We start from the raw sequence: 16,897 nt of genomic DNA, 5'->3' as shown, positions 1-16,897 counted from the left end.
AGGAGGACGCCATGGCAGTCAGGGTTCTGGTGGTCGACGATTCGGCGCTGGTCCGCAGCCTGCTCAAGGACATCATCCAGGGCGACCCGGAGCTGCAACTGGTCGGCCTGGCGCCGGACGCCTTCGCCGCCCGCGACCTGATCAAGCAGCATTCGCCCGACGTGATCACCCTCGACGTGGAAATGCCGCGCATGGACGGGCTGACCTTCCTCGAAAAGCTGATGAAGGGCCGGCCAACCCCGGTGCTGATGATCTCCTCGCTGACCGAGAAGGGCTCCGAAGCCACCCTGCGCGCATTGGAACTGGGCGCCATCGACTTCATCGCCAAGCCGCGCCTGGGGATTGCCGAAGGCATGCAGGCCTACACCGCGGAAATCCGCGCCAAGCTCAAGACCGCCGCCCGCGCGCGGATGCGCCGGCCCAGCACTACCGTCGGCACGAGCGTTGCGGCCAGCGGCCCGCTGCTGAGTACCGAGAAGATCATCGCCATCGGCGCCTCCACCGGCGGCACCGAAGCGATCAAGGAAGTGCTGCTGGGGCTGCCGCCGGACTGCCCCGGCACCGTGGTCACCCTGCACATGCCGCCGGGCTTCACCAAGTCCTATGCCGAACGCCTGGACCGCCAGACCCGCCTTTCCGTGCGCGAGGCCCGCGACGGCGACCGCGTACTCCCCGGCCATGTGCTCATCGCCCCCGGCGACTTCCACATGGAAGTGCGACGCAGCGGCGCCAACTACGTGGTGCACCTGCAGCACGAAGCGGCGGTCAACGGCCACCGGCCGGCGGTGGATGTGATGTTCGACTCCCTCGCCCACTGCGCCGGGCGCAACCTGCTGGCGGCCCTGCTCACCGGCATGGGCAAGGATGGCGCGCGAGGCCTGCTCGCGATCCGTCAGGCCGGCGGCCACACCGTCGCCCAGGACGAGGCCAGCTGCGTGGTCTACGGCATGCCCCGCGAGGCGGTGGAGCTGGGCGCGGCGAAGGAAATCCTGCCGCTGGAGCGCATCGCCACCGCCCTGCTGCACCAGGCGCGGCAGAGCGGTGGCGGAAATCGCGTCTAACAGTGCACGAAATCAATACGCCATCTGAGCGATCTTTCAGACAGTGTCTAGCCCCCGTCGACAGCGTGACGCCAAGAATATGGCGTTGCGCTATCAATTTGGTTTGATTGTGCCGGTACACAAACTGCACAATTGAGCTTTCGCCAAAAGACCGGCAGACGGCGGGCGACGAGGGGGACTGAGAGAGCCATGGCGGCAAGATGGGGGTTGCGCGGTAAATCGGTGGTGGCATTGCTCATCGCCTGTCTTCTGGCGTTGGTTCCGGCGGTCCTGCTGGGCTGGAAGGCCATGGAGGATATCCGCACGCATTTCGGCCTCGCCTTTGCGAGAAACTTCACCCTGCTCAACCAGCAGAAGATCATCGCACCGGTGATCCGCGAACTTGCGCTCTCGCGCCGGCTGGCCGAGTCCGTGGTGACGCAGGACTGGATGCTCGCCGAGAGCGATCCGACGCGCCGTTCGCTGTTCTTCCGCGAAGCCGACGGCTACCGCGCCGACCAGCACAACTACTCCTATTTCGTGGTGGTGGACGCCTCGCACCACTACTACTTCAACGACTCCAATTCGCCGCTGTCCAACTCACCGCGCTACACCCTGAGCCAGGACGACCCGCAGGACGCCTGGTACTTCGAGACCCTGGCGCGCGAAGAGCCGTACAACATCAACGTCGACTACAACGAGAAGCTCAAGGTCACCAAGGTTTGGTTCAACATGGTGGTCCGCGCCGGCAACGACAAGGTCGGCCTGGCCGGCGGCGGCCTTGACCTCACCGAGTTCCTCGACCAGTTCATCTCGCGCCGTGAAGCCGGGGTGACGCCCATGATCGTCGCCCCCGACGGCGCCATCCAGGCACACCCCGACACCAGCCTGATCGCCTACTCCTCCGGCGCCGGCGCCAAGGTGCAGCACCGTGTGTTCGACCTGCTGGCCAATGACCGCCAACGCGACACCCTGCGCCAGACCATGCGCCAGGCCGAGGCCACGCCCGGCGAAGTCGAGACGATGTGGGGCACGGTGGACGGCAAGGAGCAGTTGCTGGCCATGGCCTACATTCCGCAGCTGCGCTGGCACGTGCTCAGCGTCATCGACCTGCATGCCGCCCAGGTGCTCGACAGCCGCTGGATCTGGCCGCTGGCGGGCACTCTCGCCGGGTTGCTGGCCATCCTCCTGCTCGGCTTCGCCTACACCGTTGACCTGCTGGTGCTGCGCCCACTGCGCGGCCTCAAACAGTCGGCCAAGGCGATTGCCGCCGGCCAGTACGACAGCCCGCTGCCGCGTACCCGCCCGGACGAGATCGGCGAACTGTCGTCGGCCTTCGCCAGCATGGCCGACCAGGTGCGCCGGCACACCGAGGAGCTGGAAGACAAGGTGCAACAGCGCACCCAGGCGCTGGAAAGCGCCAACCGCGAGATGGCCGCCGCGCAGAAGAAGATCGGCGACTCCATCGACTACGCCAGCCTGATCCAGCGCGCCATCCTCCCCGACCGCCAGCTGCAGAAGTCCCTGGGCGAGCACCACTTCGTCCTGTGGAAACCGCGCGATGTGGTCGGCGGCGACTTCTACATCTACCGCGAAGGCCCGCGCGACAGCCTGATCGGCGTGGTCGACTGCGCCGGCCACGGCGTGCCCGGCGCGCTGATGACCATGCTTGCGCTCGCCGCCATCGACCACGCCATCGACAGCGTGAAGAGCCACGACCCGGCCGCCATCCTGCGCGAAACCGACCACGTCATGCGCGGCATGCTCAGCGAGGAGCAGTTCACCCGCTCGCTGGCCACCAACATGGACGCGGGGCTGGTGCGCGTCGACCATGGCCGCCGCCTGCTGCACTTCTCCGGGGCGAAGATCTCCCTGTTCGCCAGCGACGGCAACGACGTGCGCGAGTACAAGGGCGCGCGCCGCGCCATCGGCGACAAGCGCCAGGGTGACTACCAGGACGTCGAGATTCCCATGGAAGCGGGCTGGACCTACTACCTGTGCACCGACGGCTTCCTCGACCAGGCCGGCGGCGAGCACGGCTTCGGCTTTGGCAACAGCCGCTTCGCCGACCTGCTGCGCAGCCACGCGCGCCGGCCGCTGGCCGAGCAGGCGGACGTATTCGCCGCCACCCTCGCCCAGTACCAGGGCGAGCAGCCGCAGCGCGACGACATCACCATCCTCTCCTTCCGATTCGACTAGGGGTATTCCATGGAATCGCTAGATCTGTTGGCCATGCGCGAGAGCTACACCCGGCAACGCATCCTGCTCTGCTTCAACGGCCCCATCTCGCGCAGCCTGATCGAGGAAATCGGTCACGCCCTGCGCAATTACCTGCAGGCCGAGCAGGCGCATCCCAGCGAAGCCATGGATGTGTTCGCGGTGTACATCGAGATGACCCAGAACATCCGCCATTACGCCTCCCTGCGCGGCTACGGCGAACAGGACGCCTCGGCCACCGTCGCCATCGCCCGTGACGACGAGGGCCACTACGTGGTCTCCGCCGGCAACCTGGTGGAGCTGGAAGACGGCCGTGGCCTGGTGCGCAGCATCGAAGCCATCGCCGACCTGGACAAGGTCCAGCTCAAGGCCGCCTACAAGGAACAGCTGCGCCGCCCGCGCGATGCCGAAGCCACCTCCGGCGCCGGCCTGGGCCTCTTGGACATCGCCCGCAAATCCAGCGCGCCGCTGCAGACCTCCCTCACCGAACAACCTGATGGCCGCGCCTTCTTCAGCCTGCGCGCCGTGATCTGAACCTGCGAATTCAGGAACACCCAGCCATGACCGAGCTCAACATCACAGGAACCCAGTCCACCCCATCGATCCAGGGCGACTGGCAGGCCGGCACCCTCACCATGCAGGGCGACTCCTACCCGGAGAACTCCTATGAACTGTTCGGCCAGGTGATCGAATGGGTCGAGCGCTTCCTCGCCCAGGAACAACGCCCGCTCGCCCTCGACCTGCGCCTGCTGTACCTCAACACCAGCTCCATCAAGGCCATGATGGACATCTTCGACCTGCTCGAAGAAGCCCACCGCGAAGGCCGCGCCGCCACCGTCACCTGGCACTACGACCGCCGCAACGAGCGCGTTGCCGAGCTGGCCGAAGAGTTCCGCGAAGACTGTACCTTCCCGTTCGTCATCCAAGCCTACGACGAGTAAGAGCCATGACAAGCGAGCGCGAGCTGGACCTGCTGATCGAAGAGTTGCTGGCCGACCCCCAGTACGAAGGCCACCCCCTGCGCGAGGCCCTCTACCTGAAACACCAGCAATCGCTCGACCAGCTCGCGCGCCTGGAGCGCATCGCGCGGATTTCCGACGGCTTCCAGTCCATGGCCCGGGCGCAGAACAGCACCCTGTCCGAGCGCTACCACAAGCAGCTGCGCCAGCTGGAAAAGGTGGCGCGCATCTCCGACCGCTACCAGAACATGATGCGCGACCTCAACGTCGCCCTGCGCGAAGCCTCGACCCACGACCCGCTCACCGGCATCGCCAACCGCCGCCTGCTGATGGAGCGCCTGCGCGAAGAAAGCGAACGCGCCCAGCGCCGCCAGGAGCCCTACGTCCTGGCCATGCTCGACGTGGACCGCTTCAAGCAGGTCAACGATACCTGGGGCCATGACGTCGGCGACCGCGTGCTGGTGGAGATCGGCCGCGCCATGCAAGCGGCGCTGCGCCAGTACGACCTCTGCGGCCGCTGGGGCGGCGAGGAATTCCTCCTCATCCTCCCGGAAACCCGCCTGGCCGACGCCGCCGCCATCATCGAACGGGTGCGCAGCGACATCCGTGGCCTCGCCGTGCGGGTGGGCACCGAAGCCCTGTCGGTCACCGCCAGCTTCGGCGTGGCCGAGCACCGCCCTGGCGAAAGCTACTCGCAGACCGTCAGCCGCGCCGACGTCGCCCTGCTCGACGCCAAGCGCAGCGGGCGGGACAAGTGCGAGTTTGCGCAGGGCTGAACGCCACTCTCCGTAGGATGGGTAGAGCGCAGCGAAACCCATGCTGTCGGCGCACAACCCACGTGCGGATCGATGGGTTTCGCGTCGCTCTACCCATCCTACGACTCAAAACGGACCCTCCTGACACAAGCCTCCGCCCTGTCCCGCTCGCGGCTTTCGTAGGATTGCCGGAGTCAATTCGGACAGGGATGTGCAATGACGAACTACCGACGGGATCTCACACCGGGCGCCTGCTGGTTCTTCACCCTAGCCCTCGCCAATCGCAAATCCTCCTTGCTGATCGAGCACATCGAGGCGCTGCGCACAGCCTTTCGAAAGGTGCAACGGCGCCACCCATGGCGCGTCGATGCCATTGTCATCCTGCCCAACCATCTGCATGCGCTCTGCACATTGCCCGCAGGCGATGCGGATTACGCGCTGCGCTGGCGGCAGATCAAGGGGCAGTTCTCGCGCACCATTCCCCAAGGGGAACCGGTCTCCCTCAGCCGCCATCTGAAAAATGAGCGCGGCATCTGGCAACGTCGCTATTGGGAGCATCGCATCCGCGATGCCAACGACCTGGCGCGGCATCTCGACTACATCCACTTCAACCCCTGCAAACATGGCCTCGTCACCCGCGCGGCAGACTGGCCATGGTCGTCCTTCCATCATTACGTGCGCCTTGGCCTACTCCCCGCCGACTGGGCCGGCGGCACAGCAGCCCCGGCACGCCACCCGTAGGATGGGTAGAGCGCAGCGAAACCCATGCTGTTGGCGCACAGCCCACGTGCGGATCGATGGGTTTCGCGTTGCTCTACCCATCCTACGAACTAATGGCCACTCCTACCAACGGCGCCCTACCCAACCCGTCGTCAGCTCCCTAGACTGGCGCTTTCGCCAATCCGGAGGGCTCCCATGCAACCCGCTTTCAACTTCACCCTCGGCGTCGACCCGCACGCGCGCGACGTGGTCGTCCAGGGACTGCTCGCCTACAACTTCGAGCAGATGGGCCGCAGTAACACCTACGACGACTTCGAGCTCTACGCCCGCGACGAGCACGGCGAAGTGGTCGGCGGGATGTTCGGACAATCGGGCATGGGCTGGCTCTACATCGACTACCTCTGGCTGCAGGGCGACCAGCGCGGCAACGGCCTCGGCGCCCAGCTCATCGCCCATGCCGAAGACGAAGCCCGCCGCCGGGGTTGCGTCGGGGTGTTCCTCTACACCTACAGCTTCCAGGCGCCGGGGTTCTACGAGAAGCAGGGGTTCGAGCGCATGGGCGTGCTGGAAGACTGCCCGCCGGGGCATCAGCGGATTTACCTGAAGAAGCATTTCGGCTGATCTGGAGCCCGCGACTACGCGGCGCGGCGAGCGCCCGTAGGAGCGGGCTCCGTTCGCGATGCTCTTGTAGGGCGGATAACGCCTCAAGCGTTATCCGCCGTCCTGGTCGGCGTTTCTGCGCCGCTTCGGCGTGCTCGGATGTTTCTTGTTTCGCCCCCTCGGGCGAGTCCCTTTTGTCAAACGTCGGATAGCCGCCCTCACAAAAGGAACCAAAAGGTCTCGTCCCGACATCCGGGTCTTCGCTTCGCGAAGACTTCCCTCCTTCCGGTATCGCTCCGAGGGTCGGCGTAGAAGGGCCATCCCTGGCCCTCTACGCCTCTCGCGGCATCCATGCCGCTCGCCCCTCTGCGCAATACCTCCACTCGGCCTCCTGACGGGACTCTGCGCGCGCCGGAGGCTTTGGCTGCTCCATGCTGGATGGCTCTTCGTAGGATGGCGTAGAGCGAAGCGAAACCCATCAAGGCGGATAACGCTGCGCGTTATTCGCCCTACGGGTGTTCATCCTGCAGCGTGGGTGCAGTGGTGAGACTTCGCGGACAAGGTCCGCTCTTACAGGAGTCGTGCACCAGGACTCGAGTTGCCGCAATTCGTAGGATGGGTGGAGCGAAGCGATACCCATGCTGTCGGTGCACGATGTTGATGGGTTTCGCTTCGCTCTACGCCATCCTACAAGGGCACAAAAGACAGTTGCTCCTACGAAAAGCGGGTTCCAGAGAAACCTCCGTGCACTCCGGAGCGCCCCTTCAGGAGGCCCAGTGGAATCGGAGTTTCAGGGGTTGAGCGACATGGATGTCGCGAGAGCGTCGTTGGGCCATGGATGGCCCGTCGACGCGTGCCCCTGAAACTCCGATGGAGCGAGGGAAACGGAGCGCAGCGTAGTAACAGCCGAAGGCTGGCCCGCAGGGTGAGCGAAGCGAATCAGTCCGGCGAAGCCGGACCCGGATGCAGGGGCAAGACCTTTGGTTACTTTCTGTGGGGCGGCCATCCGCAGTTTGAGAAAGTAACTCGCCCGAGGGGGCGAAACAAAAAGTCCCCGCGCACACCGAAGCGGCGCGGAAACACCCAAACCCGAAACGAAAAGCATCGCGGACAAAGTCCGCTCCTACAGGCATCCCGGAATCGGCTGGCTTGTTGGGCGCTACTACCATTCCTACCCTCGCCCAGTCACATCAGTGACCTGGGTTTGGCGACCCGGAGACGTCAGGCGCGATTGCGCCCACAGGTGCTTACGAAAACAGCGAATGTTTTTGTAGGCCCCCGCGCACCTTGCAGAAATTTCTGCAACGCTTATGGCGGATCGCGCGGGGAGACCTCCGGGTCTGCCGGGACCTGACGTCCGGTTCGCCAACCCCGCGCGGTCCGCCTCCTATGTTTGGCGACATGGGTGCGGCTCCTTTAATCGTTAGGAGTTCCACTTATGCACGACACCTACACCCCAACCTCCTTCACCCGCCACAAACGCTTCCTGCGCGGCGTCATGATCGACAACCAGGCCTGGTTCGTCGCCTCCGACATCGCCCGCCTGCTCGCCTACCGCTTCCCCCACAGCATCCACCACCGCTTCTACCCCCACGAAGTCCAGAACGTCCGCCTCGCCTACAGCACCGGCGCAGAAGAACAAACCGTGATGCTCAGCGAAGCCGCCGTCTACAAGGCCCTGCTCCGCTTCGGCCACCCCGAACTCGAAGCCCTCGACCGCTGGCTGACCCAGGACGTCATCCCCACCCTGCGCGACGAACACGCAGCGGATACCAACGCGCCAAGGCGAGTGATGCTGGCGTGGGATGCCAAGCGCTGGCTGCTGTTGAACTGGCAAGGCGGAATGTGGATGCGCTGGGAAGACGTGCCGAAGCTCGCCTGGTGCGACTAGCCCCCAACAAATAGGGCCGCTGCGGCGGCCCTATTTATCGTAGTGGTAACGGCACTGAAGAATGGTCAGCACCTCGGCCTCGTACAGATAGACCAGCCGATGCTCACGGGTAATGCGACGGGACCAGAACCCGGAAAGATCGCCCTTGAGCGGCTCGGGCTTGCCGGTGCCCTTGTGAGGCGTACGCCGACACTCTTCGATCAGGGCGTTGAGCGCGCGGAAAATCTCGGCGTCGCTCTGCTCCCAGAACTGGTAATCCTCCCAGCCATGGCTGGTGAAGGCGACGGTGATGGAGCCTCGCGCGGCCGTCTTGTTACGGCTTTTCGACTTCACGTTCAACGGTCAGCTCCTTGACCTGGACCTTGCCGGCGCGCACCTCGTCCAGCGACTCGCGCAGCCGCTGGGCGTTGGCAGTGGAACTCAGCAGGTAGAGGGTTTCCTGCATGCCGTTGTAGTCCTCCAGCGAGATCATCACCACCGGTTCACCTCGCTGACGGGTGATAACCGCCGGTTCGTGATCGCGGCACACATCGTCCATGGTCTGCTTCAGATCGGCGCGGGCCTGGGTAAAGGTGAGTATTTGCATGAAAGGTCGTCCTTGCCGCTGGCGGCGGGCATAGGTCAGTGAATCTCGAACAGACATTGTACAGACTTCTGTACAGTCTTTTTGGCCGCCGATCCAGAAACGGAAAAGGCCGGTCACTCGACCGGCCTTTCTCCCTCACTTGCAGGACTGAGTAAACCTTCGTTAGCGCGCCGCCCAGGCGTTAAAGCGCTGCTCCAGCTGTTCGCCGTGGTCAGTCCAGAAGGTCACATCCACTGGAATCTGCTGTTCGATGTTCTGCGGCGCGGTGGGCAGTTCGGCCACGCGCTTGGCGTCCAGCAGCTCCATCCCCTTGAGGTTGGCGGCGCCGTAGTCGATGTGCTGGGAGAAGCTCTTCTGCTGCTCGGGTTCGAGGGTGTAGCCAATGAACTGGCGGGTCGTGTCCTGCTGCGGCGCGCCCTTGGGGATGGCCCAGGAGTCGAATTCGTAGATGCCGCCATTCCACACGATATCCAGGCCGTACTGCTGGCGCTGCTGGGCGGAGAGGCGGCCGTTGTAGACCGAGCTCATGACCACGTCGCCAGCGGCGAGGAATTGCGGCGGCTGGGCGCCGGCCTCCCACCACTGGATGTAGGGTTTGATCTGGTCGAGCTTGGCGAAGGCGCGGTCCTGCCCCTGCGGGGTGGCGAGCACCTGGTAGACCTCTGTGGGCTTCACGCCGTCGGCGAGCAGAGCGAATTCCAGGGTGGACTTGGCCAGCTTGCGCAGGCCGCGCTTGCCGGGGAATTTCTCGATGTCCCAGAAATCGCTCCAGCTGGTCGGCGCGCTGGCGAGCTTGTTGCGGTTGTAGGCAAGTACGGTGGAGTAGACAAGGAACCCAACGCCGCAGGGCTGGATCGCGCCGGGCACGAAGTCCTCTTTCTTGAGGCCGAGCTGCGCCGGGTCGAGCTCTTCGAACATGCCCTCGTCGCAGCCACGGGCCAGTTCGGCACCCTCCACTTCGACGACGTTCCAGGCGACGCTGCCGGTATCGACCATCGCCTTGATCTTGGCCATTTCACCGTTGTATTCGCCGGACACCAGGCGGTTGCCGCTGCTGTGCTCCCAGGGCTTGTAGAAGGCCTTGACCTGGGCGTCCTTGTTGGCGCCGCCGAAGGATACGACAGTGAGGTCGCCAGCGAACGACTGGCTGGTGGCGGCGAGGGCAATCGCCAGGGAGGTGAGCTTGAGGATCTTGGTCATTATTGTTGTCTCCACGTTGCAGGGTGTTACGTCCATTACATTCGGGGTACCGGCGGACCGGCGCTCGATGCCTACAGTGGTTGGTCGCTTGCTTGTCGTGGGCGCGACCAGGGCCCCGGCGATGCGTGGATCGCCGTATGTGCGGTGTTCAGGGGGTAGAAAGAAAAAAGGCATGGTCGGTATCGACCATGCCTTTTTCGTCAGCCTCAGCCGTTGCTGGGGAAGGCGAACTGCGCCGCTTCGTGCGACTTGCGCTGCGGCCAGCGCTGGGTGATGGCCTTGCGCTTGGTGTAGAAGCGCACGCCGTCCGGGCCGTAGGCGTGGAGGTCGCCGAACAGCGAACGCTTCCAACCGCCGAAGCTGTGGTAGGCCACCGGTACCGGCAGCGGTACGTTGACGCCGACCATGCCGACTTCGATCTCGTCGCAGAACAGGCGGGCCGCTTCACCGTCGCGGGTGAAGATGCAGGTGCCGTTGCCGTATTCGTGGTCGTTGATCAGCTGCATGGCGTCTTCCAGGCTGTTCACGCGCACGATGCAGAGCACCGGGCCGAAGATTTCTTCCTGGTAGATGGTCATGTCCGGAGTCACCTTGTCGAACAGGGTGCCGCCGACGAAGAAGCCGTTCTCGTGACCGGCAACCTTGAAGTTGCGGCCGTCGACCAGCAGCTGGGCGCCCTGCTCGACGCCTGCGTCGATGTAGCCGGTGACTTTCTGCTGGGCAGCGCCGGTGACCAGCGGACCCATGTCCAGGCCGCAGGAGGTGCCGGCGCCGATCTTCAGGGCCTTGATCTGCGGAACGATCTTCTCGACCAGCGCGTCGCCGATCTGGTCGCCCACGCAAACGGCCACCGAGATGGCCATGCAGCGCTCGCCGCAGGAGCCGTAGGCCGCACCCATCAGGGCGCTGACGGCGTTGTCCAGGTCGCAATCGGGCATCAGAACCGCGTGGTTCTTGGCGCCGCCCAGGGCCTGTACGCGCTTGCCGCGCTTGGTGCCTTCGGAATAGATGTACTCGGCGATCGGGGTCGAGCCGACGAAGCTCAGGGCTTTGACTTCCGGGGCCTCGATCAGCGCGTCCACGGCGGTCTTGTCGCCGTGCACCACGTTCAGCACGCCCTTGGGCAGGCCGGCTTCTTCGAAGAGTTCGGCGATCAGCAGGGTGGAGCTCGGGTCACGCTCGGACGGCTTGAGGATGAAGGTGTTGCCGCAGGCGATGGCCAGCGGGTACATCCACAGGGGCACCATGGCCGGGAAGTTGAACGGGGTGATGCCGGCGACCACGCCGATCGGCTGGAAGTCGCTCCAGGCGTCGATGTTCGGGCCGACATTGCGGCTGTACTCGCCCTTGAGGATTTCCGGGGCGGCGCTGGCGTACTCGACGTTCTCGATGCCGCGCTTGAGCTCACCGGCGGCGTCTTCGATGGTCTTGCCGTGTTCTTCGCTGATCAGCTGGACGATGCGCTGCTCGTTGGCTTCGAGCAGTTGCTTGAAGCGGAACAGGACCTGGGCGCGCTTGGCCGGCGGGGTGTTGCGCCAGGCCGGGAAGGCGGCCTTGGCGGCGTCGATGGCCTGCTGGACGGTTTCGCGGCTGGCCAGCGGGACCTTGCGCACGGCTTCGCCGGTGGACGGGTTGAAGACGTCGGCGGTACGGCCGGTGTCGGCGATCATCTCGCCGCCGATCAGGTGCTTGACGATGGTCATGGGCTGTCTCTATCTCGCTGAAAGTGTGGGGCGGGACGCTTTCAAGCGTCCCTCACCCTGACCCGCACCCGAAGGAGCGGGGAGTTGTTCTGTCGATGGCGTGGGCAGCAGGCCCCGCCGGCCGCCACTCTAAGGCGACTCGTCCGGCGCTGCCTGCTTGCGTGCCCGCGCGCTCAGTGGTCGTGCGAGTGGTCTTGCTTGAGCTCGATCTCGATGAAGGCCACTTCGTGATCGCAGGGGTTGATCACGTTGTGTTCGGTACCGATCTGGCGGGTGTAGCTCTGGCCCAGGACCAGCGGCGCGCGCCGCTCGCCCTCGGGAGTTTCCAGCAGCAGCTCGCCGCCCGTCACCGGGACCACGACGTATTCCATGCCGTGGCGGTGCCAGCCGGTCTCGGCACCGGGGGCGAAGCGCCACTCGGTGACCAGGACCTTGTCGTTGTCGATCTGTACCGTCGGGACGGCCTTCGGGCGCTCGCTCACTTAGGCCACCCCGTTCAGGGCGTCGCCGACGGCGCTGAACAGGCGGTCCAGGTCTTCGGGCTTGGCGTTGAAGGTCGGGCCGAACTGCAGGGTGTCGCCGCCGAAGCGTACGTAGAAGCCTTCTTTCCACAGCTTCATGCTGGCTTCGAACGGACGCACGATGGCGTCGCCGTCACGACCGGCGATCTGGATCGCACCGGCCAGGCCGCAGTTGCGAATGTCGATGACGTTCTTCGCGCCCTTCAGGCCGTGGATGGCCTTCTCGAAGTACGGTGCCAGCTCCAGGGACTGCTGGATCAGGTTTTCCTTCTGCAGCAGGTCCAGCGCGGCGATGCCGGCGGCACAGGCGACCGGGTGCGCGGAGTAGGTGTAGCCATGGCCGAACTCGACGGCGTATTCCGGCAGGTTCTGGCCCATGAAGGTGTCGTAGATTTCGCTGCTGGCGATCACCGCGCCCATGGGGATGGCGCCGTTGGTGACCTGCTTGGCGACGTTCATGATGTCCGGGGTCACGCCGAAGTACTCGGCGCCAGTGGCCTTGCCCATACGGCCGAAGGCGGTGATCACTTCGTCGAAGATCAGCAGGATGTTGTGCTGGTCGCAGATTTCGCGCAGGCGCTGCAGGTAGCCCTTCGGCGGAACCAGGACGCCGGCGGAACCGGACATTGGCTCGACAATGACGGCGGCGATGTTGGAGGCGTCATGCAGTTCGATCAGCTTGAGCAGCTCGTTGGCCAGCTCCACGCCGCCGGTTTCAGCCATGCCCTTGGTGAAGGCCAGGCCCGGCTGCAGGGTGTGCGGCAGGTGGTCGACGTCCATCAGCTGGCCGAACATCTTGCGGTTGCCGCCGATGCCGCCCAGGGCGGTGCCGGCGACGTTCACGCCATGATAGCCACGGGCGCGGCCGATCAGCTTGGTCTTCTGCGACTGGCCTTTGATGCGCCAGTAGGCACGGGCCATCTTGATCGAGGTGTCGGCGCACTCGGAGCCCGAGCCGGTGAAGAACACGTGGTCCAGGCCGGCCGGGGTCAGCTGGGTGATTTTCTCGGCCAGCTGGAAGGACAGCGGGTGGCCGTACTGGAAGGCCGGGGAGTAGTCGAGGGTGGTCAGCTGCTTGGCGACCGCGTCGGCGATTTCCTTGCGGGAGTGGCCGGCACCGCAGGTCCACAGGCCGGAGAGGCTGTCGTAGATCTTGCGGCCCTTGTCGTCGACCAGGTAGCTGCCTTCGGCGCCGACGATGATGCGCGGGTCCTTGTGGAAGTTGCGGTTGGCGCTGAAGGGCATCCAGTGGGCCTTCAGGTTCAGGTCGCTGGCCACCGACGGGGTGACGTTCAGGTGCTGGTTCATGGAGCTTGTCCTCGACGACAGTCTTGTTGGGCGCGCAGGCCGCGTCGGGCCTGCTGCGATGGTTCAAGATTGAGCCTGACTAAACGTGAGTTAAAGCCTATTCTTCTCACGCTCAGTTTCGAATTGGTAAAACTAAAATGGCAAAACCCCGCGCCCCATCCCTGGGCCAGGTCAGCGACTTCGAGATCCGTCTGCTGCGCATCTTCAAAACCATAGTCGAGTGCGGCAGCTTCTCGGCCGCGGAAAGCACGCTGGGCATCAGCCGCTCGGCCATCAGCCTGCACATGGGCGACCTGGAAAAACGCCTGGGCATGCGCCTGTGCCAGCGCGGCCGCGCCGGCTTCGCCATGACCGACGAGGGCCGCGAGGTGTACCGCGCCACCCAGTCGCTGCTGGCGGCGCTGGAGGGCTTCCGCGCGGAGGTCAACGAGCTGCACCAGCACCTGCGCGGCGCCTTGAACATCGGCATCATCAACAACCTGGTGACCCTGCCGCAGATGCGCATCACCCACGCCCTGCGTGCGCTGAAGGCCAGCGGGCCGGGAGTGCGGATCAATATCGGCATGACCACGCCCAACGAGATCGAGCTGGGTGTGCTCGACGGACGGCTGCATGTGGGCGTGGTGCCGCTGATCAGTCCGCTGTCGGGGCTGGAGTATTCGGCGCTGTACGAGGAGCGCTCGCTGCTGTTCTGCAGCCGCGAACACCCGCTGTTCGAGCGCGACGACGGGAGCATCACGGTGGAGGAGGTCCACGCCTGCGACGCCGTGGCGCCAAGCTACCGCATCCCGGCCGAGGCGCAGGAGCGGCACCAGGAGCTGCGCGGCGGCGCCAGTGCGTCCGACCGCGAGGGCATGGCCTTCCTGATCCTCACCGGCAGTTATATAGGCTACCTGCCCGACCACTACGCCGCCGACTGGGTGGCCCAGGGCCGGATGCGCGCGCTGCGGCCGGAACGATTCCACTACGACATCCCGCTGACCGTGGTGACCCGCAAGGGGCGCCGGCCGAACCTGGTGCTGGAGCGGTTCCTGGAGGCGGTGGCGGAGAGTCGCTGATCCCGCCCCCTCTGGCACCGTAGGATGGGTAGAGCAGCGCGAAACCCATCGATTCAGCGCTCCGGGGCAGCATGGGTTTCGCTGCGCTCTACCCATCCTACACAGATGCACGCCGGCTCAGTCTGTGCGGGGCGACCCCACGAAAGGCAAAGCTTTGCTGCGCAAGCCACACCCTGCCTAACCAATTTGTCACCCCAGCCACCAAAAATCCTATACCCCCGCCCTTTCGGCCCGCATGCCCCGTGGCTTGCGGGCCGACAGCTTTTCCCTAGGCTGCGACTACAAAAAACATAATTTCGCTATTGCCAGTCTCTGAACAGAATGCGCCCAAGCACCTCGCTACTAGCCGCAATAAGCAGAACAACGAGATCTGAGTCAGAGGAAGCAAGCCATGACCGACCTGAATCCGAACGCCTTCGCCAAGAAGTCGCTCGACAACCTGGAAATCGATACGCTGGTCGTTGGCGCCGGTCAGGCCGGCGTGGCCATGAGCGAGCACCTGACCAGCCTGGGCGTACCGCACGTCGTGCTGGAGAAGAGCCGCATCGCCGAAGCCTGGCGCACCGGCCGCTGGGACTCCCTGGTCGCCAACGGCCCGGCCTGGCACGACCGCTTCCCGAGCATGGAATTCTCGGTCGGCCCGGATGAGTTCCCGGCCAAGGAACAAGTAGCCGACTACTTCGTCGCCTACGCCAAGCAATTCAACGCGCCGATCCACACCGGCGTGGAAGTGAAGAAGGTGACCCGCAACAACGGCCGTCCCGGCTTCACCGTGGAAACCTCCGAAGGCACTATCCAGGCCCTGCGCATCGTGTCCGCCACCGGCCCGTTCCAGCGCCCGGTGATCCCCGCCATCGCGCCGAAGACCGAAAGCCTGCAGCAGATCCACTCGGCCCAGTACTACAACCCGCAGCAGCTGCCTGAAGGCGCCGTGCTGGTGGTGGGCGCCGGCTCCTCCGGCGTACAGATCGCCGACGAGCTGAACCGCGCCGGCAAGAAAGTCTTCCTCTCCGTGGGCGCCCATGACCGTCCGCCGCGCGCCTACCGCAACCGTGACTTCGTCTGGTGGCTGGGTGTGCTCGGCCTGTGGGATGCCGAGGAAGTGCAGCCGGGCCGCGAGCACGTGACCATCGCCGTGAGCGGTGCCCGTGGTGGCGAGACCATCGATTTCCGCCGCCTGGCCAACGAGGGCATCACCCTGGTCGGCCTGACCAAGGCCTTTGCCGATGGCAAGGTGACCTTCCAGGACGACCTGCTGAAGAACCTCAAGGCTGGCGACGAGAACTACCTGGGCCTGCTGGATGCCGCCGATGCCTACATCGAGCGCAACGGCCTGGACCTGCCGGAAGAGCCGGAAGCCCGCAAGGTCTATCCGGACGCCGAATGCGTACGCAACCCGATCATGGAGCTGGGCCTCGCTGAAGCCGGCATCACCTCGATCATCTGGGCCACCGGCTACGCCGTCGACTTCAACTGGCTGCAGGTCGATGCCTTCGATGACAAGGGCAAACCCAAGCACCAGCGCGGTGTATCCCGCGAGCCGGGCGTGTACTTCGTCGGTCTGCCGTGGCTGTCGCGCCGTGGTTCCTCCTTCATCTGGGGTGTGTGGCACGACGCCAAACACGTGGCCGGCCACATCGCCACCCAGCGTAAATATGTCGAATACCAGGACGCTTCGCAGCGCGAAGCCTCCGTTCAAAAAGCCGCTTCCTGGGAGTAAGAGATGCCTACCCATACTCGCATCCGCATGTTCAACACCAAGGACACCTACCCGAACCAGACCCTGGACAACGACCTCTGCCAGGCCGTGCGCGCCGGCAACACCGTGTACGTACGCGGCCAGGTTGGTACGGACTTCGAGGGCAACCTGGTAGGGCTGGGCGACGCGCGCGCCCAGGCCGAGCAGGCGATGAAGAACGTCAAACAGCTGCTTGAAGAAGCCGGCAGCGACCTGTCGCACATCGTCAAGACCACCACCTACCTCATCGACCCGCGCTACCGCGAGCCGGTGTACCAGGAAGTGGGCAAGTGGCTGAAGGGCGTGTTCCCGATCTCCACCGGCCTGGTGGTTTCGGCCCTGGGCCAGCCGCAGTGGCTGATGGAGATCGACGTCATCGCGGTCATTCCGGACTGAAAGCTACTGCGCTAGGCCAGACTGCGTTGGGAGTGGCCGGGAAAATGCTCATTTGCTACAGCAAACTCCGCTCTTCCCGTCCATCCCCGCCTTGCCTGGCCGTCGCTCGTAACGCTTTCGCAGCACCGCGATGAAGCGGCGACGCGGGGAATTCCCCGCCTCGCCGTTTTGTCGTTTACGACGCAAGATTGATTAAGGAGCTCCC

17 protein-coding genes are annotated in these 16,897 nt (G+C 64.9%); 11 read left to right on the top strand and 6 right to left on the bottom strand.

From position 1 onward, the window contains the following. Positions 1-11: 11 nt before the first annotated feature. The 8 genes from GA645_RS00590 (at position 12) to GA645_RS00555 (ending at position 8,182) form a co-directional block, all read left to right on the top strand. Positions 12-1,061, top strand: coding sequence for a chemotaxis response regulator protein-glutamate methylesterase (locus tag GA645_RS00590; protein ID WP_152218956.1), 1,050 nt, complete (start codon positions 12-14; stop codon positions 1,059-1,061). A gap of 189 nt (positions 1,062-1,250) precedes the next feature. Beyond that, entirely contained in the window at positions 1,251-3,239 is a 1,989-nt protein-coding gene (gene siaA, locus GA645_RS00585) for a biofilm regulation protein phosphatase SiaA (protein WP_152218954.1), read from the top strand. 9 nt (positions 3,240-3,248) lie between these two features. Then, complete coding sequence (gene siaB / locus GA645_RS00580) at positions 3,249-3,791, top strand: biofilm regulation protein kinase SiaB (RefSeq protein ID WP_152218952.1); 543 nt, start codon at positions 3,249-3,251, stop codon at positions 3,789-3,791. A 26-nt stretch (positions 3,792-3,817) separates the two neighbouring features. Next, positions 3,818-4,198 (top strand): biofilm regulation phosphoprotein SiaC, encoded by a 381-nt coding sequence (gene siaC / locus GA645_RS00575; protein WP_152218950.1) that lies wholly within the window; start codon positions 3,818-3,820, stop codon positions 4,196-4,198. A 5-nt stretch (positions 4,199-4,203) separates the two neighbouring features. Further along, on the top strand, positions 4,204-4,992 hold the full coding sequence (gene siaD / locus GA645_RS00570; RefSeq protein ID WP_218572347.1) for a biofilm regulation diguanylate cyclase SiaD: 789 nt from the start codon (positions 4,204-4,206) through the stop codon (positions 4,990-4,992). 195 nt (positions 4,993-5,187) lie between these two features. Continuing rightward, on the top strand, positions 5,188-5,712 hold the full coding sequence (locus GA645_RS00565; RefSeq protein ID WP_152218948.1) for a transposase: 525 nt from the start codon (positions 5,188-5,190) through the stop codon (positions 5,710-5,712). A gap of 174 nt (positions 5,713-5,886) precedes the next feature. Next, a complete protein-coding gene (locus GA645_RS00560; RefSeq protein ID WP_152218946.1) occupies positions 5,887-6,312 on the top strand; it encodes a GNAT family N-acetyltransferase in 426 nt (141 codons plus the stop codon). A 1,417-nt stretch (positions 6,313-7,729) separates the two neighbouring features. Further along, positions 7,730-8,182 (top strand): BRO family protein, encoded by a 453-nt coding sequence (locus GA645_RS00555; RefSeq protein ID WP_152218944.1) that lies wholly within the window; start codon positions 7,730-7,732, stop codon positions 8,180-8,182. A 30-nt stretch (positions 8,183-8,212) separates the two neighbouring features. Here GA645_RS00555 and GA645_RS00550 read toward each other — a convergent pair whose 3' ends face one another. From GA645_RS00550 to GA645_RS00525, 6 genes are all read right to left on the bottom strand, one after another. Then, positions 8,213-8,521 carry a Txe/YoeB family addiction module toxin gene (locus tag GA645_RS00550; RefSeq protein WP_178119465.1) on the bottom strand — a complete coding sequence of 103 codons (309 nt, stop codon included), beginning with the start codon at positions 8,519-8,521 and terminating at the stop codon, positions 8,213-8,215. Next, on the bottom strand, positions 8,496-8,768 hold the full coding sequence (locus tag GA645_RS00545) for a type II toxin-antitoxin system Phd/YefM family antitoxin (protein WP_152218942.1): 273 nt from the start codon (positions 8,766-8,768) through the stop codon (positions 8,496-8,498). The genes GA645_RS00550 and GA645_RS00545 overlap by 26 nt, the downstream gene beginning before the upstream one ends. A gap of 162 nt (positions 8,769-8,930) precedes the next feature. Then, positions 8,931-9,968 (bottom strand): ABC transporter substrate-binding protein, encoded by a 1,038-nt coding sequence (locus GA645_RS00540; RefSeq protein WP_152218940.1) that lies wholly within the window; start codon positions 9,966-9,968, stop codon positions 8,931-8,933. A 206-nt stretch (positions 9,969-10,174) separates the two neighbouring features. After that, positions 10,175-11,671, bottom strand: a complete 1,497-nt coding sequence (locus tag GA645_RS00535; RefSeq protein ID WP_152218938.1) for a CoA-acylating methylmalonate-semialdehyde dehydrogenase — start codon at positions 11,669-11,671, stop codon at positions 10,175-10,177. Between the two features lie 173 nt (positions 11,672-11,844). Beyond that, positions 11,845-12,153, bottom strand: coding sequence for a cupin domain-containing protein (locus GA645_RS00530; protein WP_152218936.1), 309 nt, complete (start codon positions 12,151-12,153; stop codon positions 11,845-11,847). Then, positions 12,154-13,500 (bottom strand): aspartate aminotransferase family protein, encoded by a 1,347-nt coding sequence (locus tag GA645_RS00525; RefSeq protein WP_152218934.1) that lies wholly within the window; start codon positions 13,498-13,500, stop codon positions 12,154-12,156. A 137-nt stretch (positions 13,501-13,637) separates the two neighbouring features. Here GA645_RS00525 and GA645_RS00520 point away from each other — a divergent pair, with 137 nt between their 5' ends. From GA645_RS00520 to GA645_RS00510, 3 genes are all read left to right on the top strand, one after another. Continuing rightward, on the top strand, positions 13,638-14,558 hold the full coding sequence (locus tag GA645_RS00520) for a LysR family transcriptional regulator (protein WP_152218932.1): 921 nt from the start codon (positions 13,638-13,640) through the stop codon (positions 14,556-14,558). Between the two features lie 391 nt (positions 14,559-14,949). Beyond that, on the top strand, positions 14,950-16,278 hold the full coding sequence (locus GA645_RS00515) for an NAD(P)/FAD-dependent oxidoreductase (RefSeq protein WP_152218930.1): 1,329 nt from the start codon (positions 14,950-14,952) through the stop codon (positions 16,276-16,278). A gap of 3 nt (positions 16,279-16,281) precedes the next feature. Next, positions 16,282-16,692, top strand: a complete 411-nt coding sequence (locus GA645_RS00510) for a RidA family protein (protein ID WP_152218928.1) — start codon at positions 16,282-16,284, stop codon at positions 16,690-16,692. Positions 16,693-16,897: the final 205 nt, after the last annotated feature.

Origin of the sequence: Pseudomonas sp. SCB32, assembly GCF_009189165.1 — a bacterium.
In the GTDB taxonomy this organism is placed as follows: Bacteria; Pseudomonadota; Gammaproteobacteria; order Pseudomonadales; family Pseudomonadaceae; genus Pseudomonas.
This window is presented reverse-complemented; position numbering and strand designations above follow the sequence as displayed.

Excerpts from the sequence above, each read along its gene's own strand:
- GA645_RS00565 (WP_152218948.1), top strand. The coding sequence starts at position 5,188 with ATGACGAACTACCGACGGGATCTCACACCGGGCGCCTGCTGGTTCTTC.
- GA645_RS00540 (WP_152218940.1), bottom strand. The coding sequence starts at position 9,968 with ATGACCAAGATCCTCAAGCTCACCTCCCTGGCGATTGCCCTCGCCGCC.
- GA645_RS00590 (WP_152218956.1), top strand. The coding sequence starts at position 12 with ATGGCAGTCAGGGTTCTGGTGGTCGACGATTCGGCGCTGGTCCGCAGC.
- siaA (WP_152218954.1), top strand. The coding sequence starts at position 1,251 with ATGGCGGCAAGATGGGGGTTGCGCGGTAAATCGGTGGTGGCATTGCTC.
- GA645_RS00545 (WP_152218942.1), bottom strand. The coding sequence starts at position 8,768 with ATGCAAATACTCACCTTTACCCAGGCCCGCGCCGATCTGAAGCAGACC.
- GA645_RS00555 (WP_152218944.1), top strand. The coding sequence starts at position 7,730 with ATGCACGACACCTACACCCCAACCTCCTTCACCCGCCACAAACGCTTC.
- GA645_RS00510 (WP_152218928.1), top strand. The coding sequence starts at position 16,282 with ATGCCTACCCATACTCGCATCCGCATGTTCAACACCAAGGACACCTAC.
- GA645_RS00525 (WP_152218934.1), bottom strand. The coding sequence starts at position 13,500 with ATGAACCAGCACCTGAACGTCACCCCGTCGGTGGCCAGCGACCTGAAC.
- siaD (WP_218572347.1), top strand. The coding sequence starts at position 4,204 with ATGACAAGCGAGCGCGAGCTGGACCTGCTGATCGAAGAGTTGCTGGCC.
- GA645_RS00520 (WP_152218932.1), top strand. The coding sequence starts at position 13,638 with ATGGCAAAACCCCGCGCCCCATCCCTGGGCCAGGTCAGCGACTTCGAG.
- GA645_RS00560 (WP_152218946.1), top strand. The coding sequence starts at position 5,887 with ATGCAACCCGCTTTCAACTTCACCCTCGGCGTCGACCCGCACGCGCGC.
- siaC (WP_152218950.1), top strand. The coding sequence starts at position 3,818 with ATGACCGAGCTCAACATCACAGGAACCCAGTCCACCCCATCGATCCAG.
- GA645_RS00515 (WP_152218930.1), top strand. The coding sequence starts at position 14,950 with ATGACCGACCTGAATCCGAACGCCTTCGCCAAGAAGTCGCTCGACAAC.
- siaB (WP_152218952.1), top strand. The coding sequence starts at position 3,249 with ATGGAATCGCTAGATCTGTTGGCCATGCGCGAGAGCTACACCCGGCAA.
- GA645_RS00535 (WP_152218938.1), bottom strand. The coding sequence starts at position 11,671 with ATGACCATCGTCAAGCACCTGATCGGCGGCGAGATGATCGCCGACACC.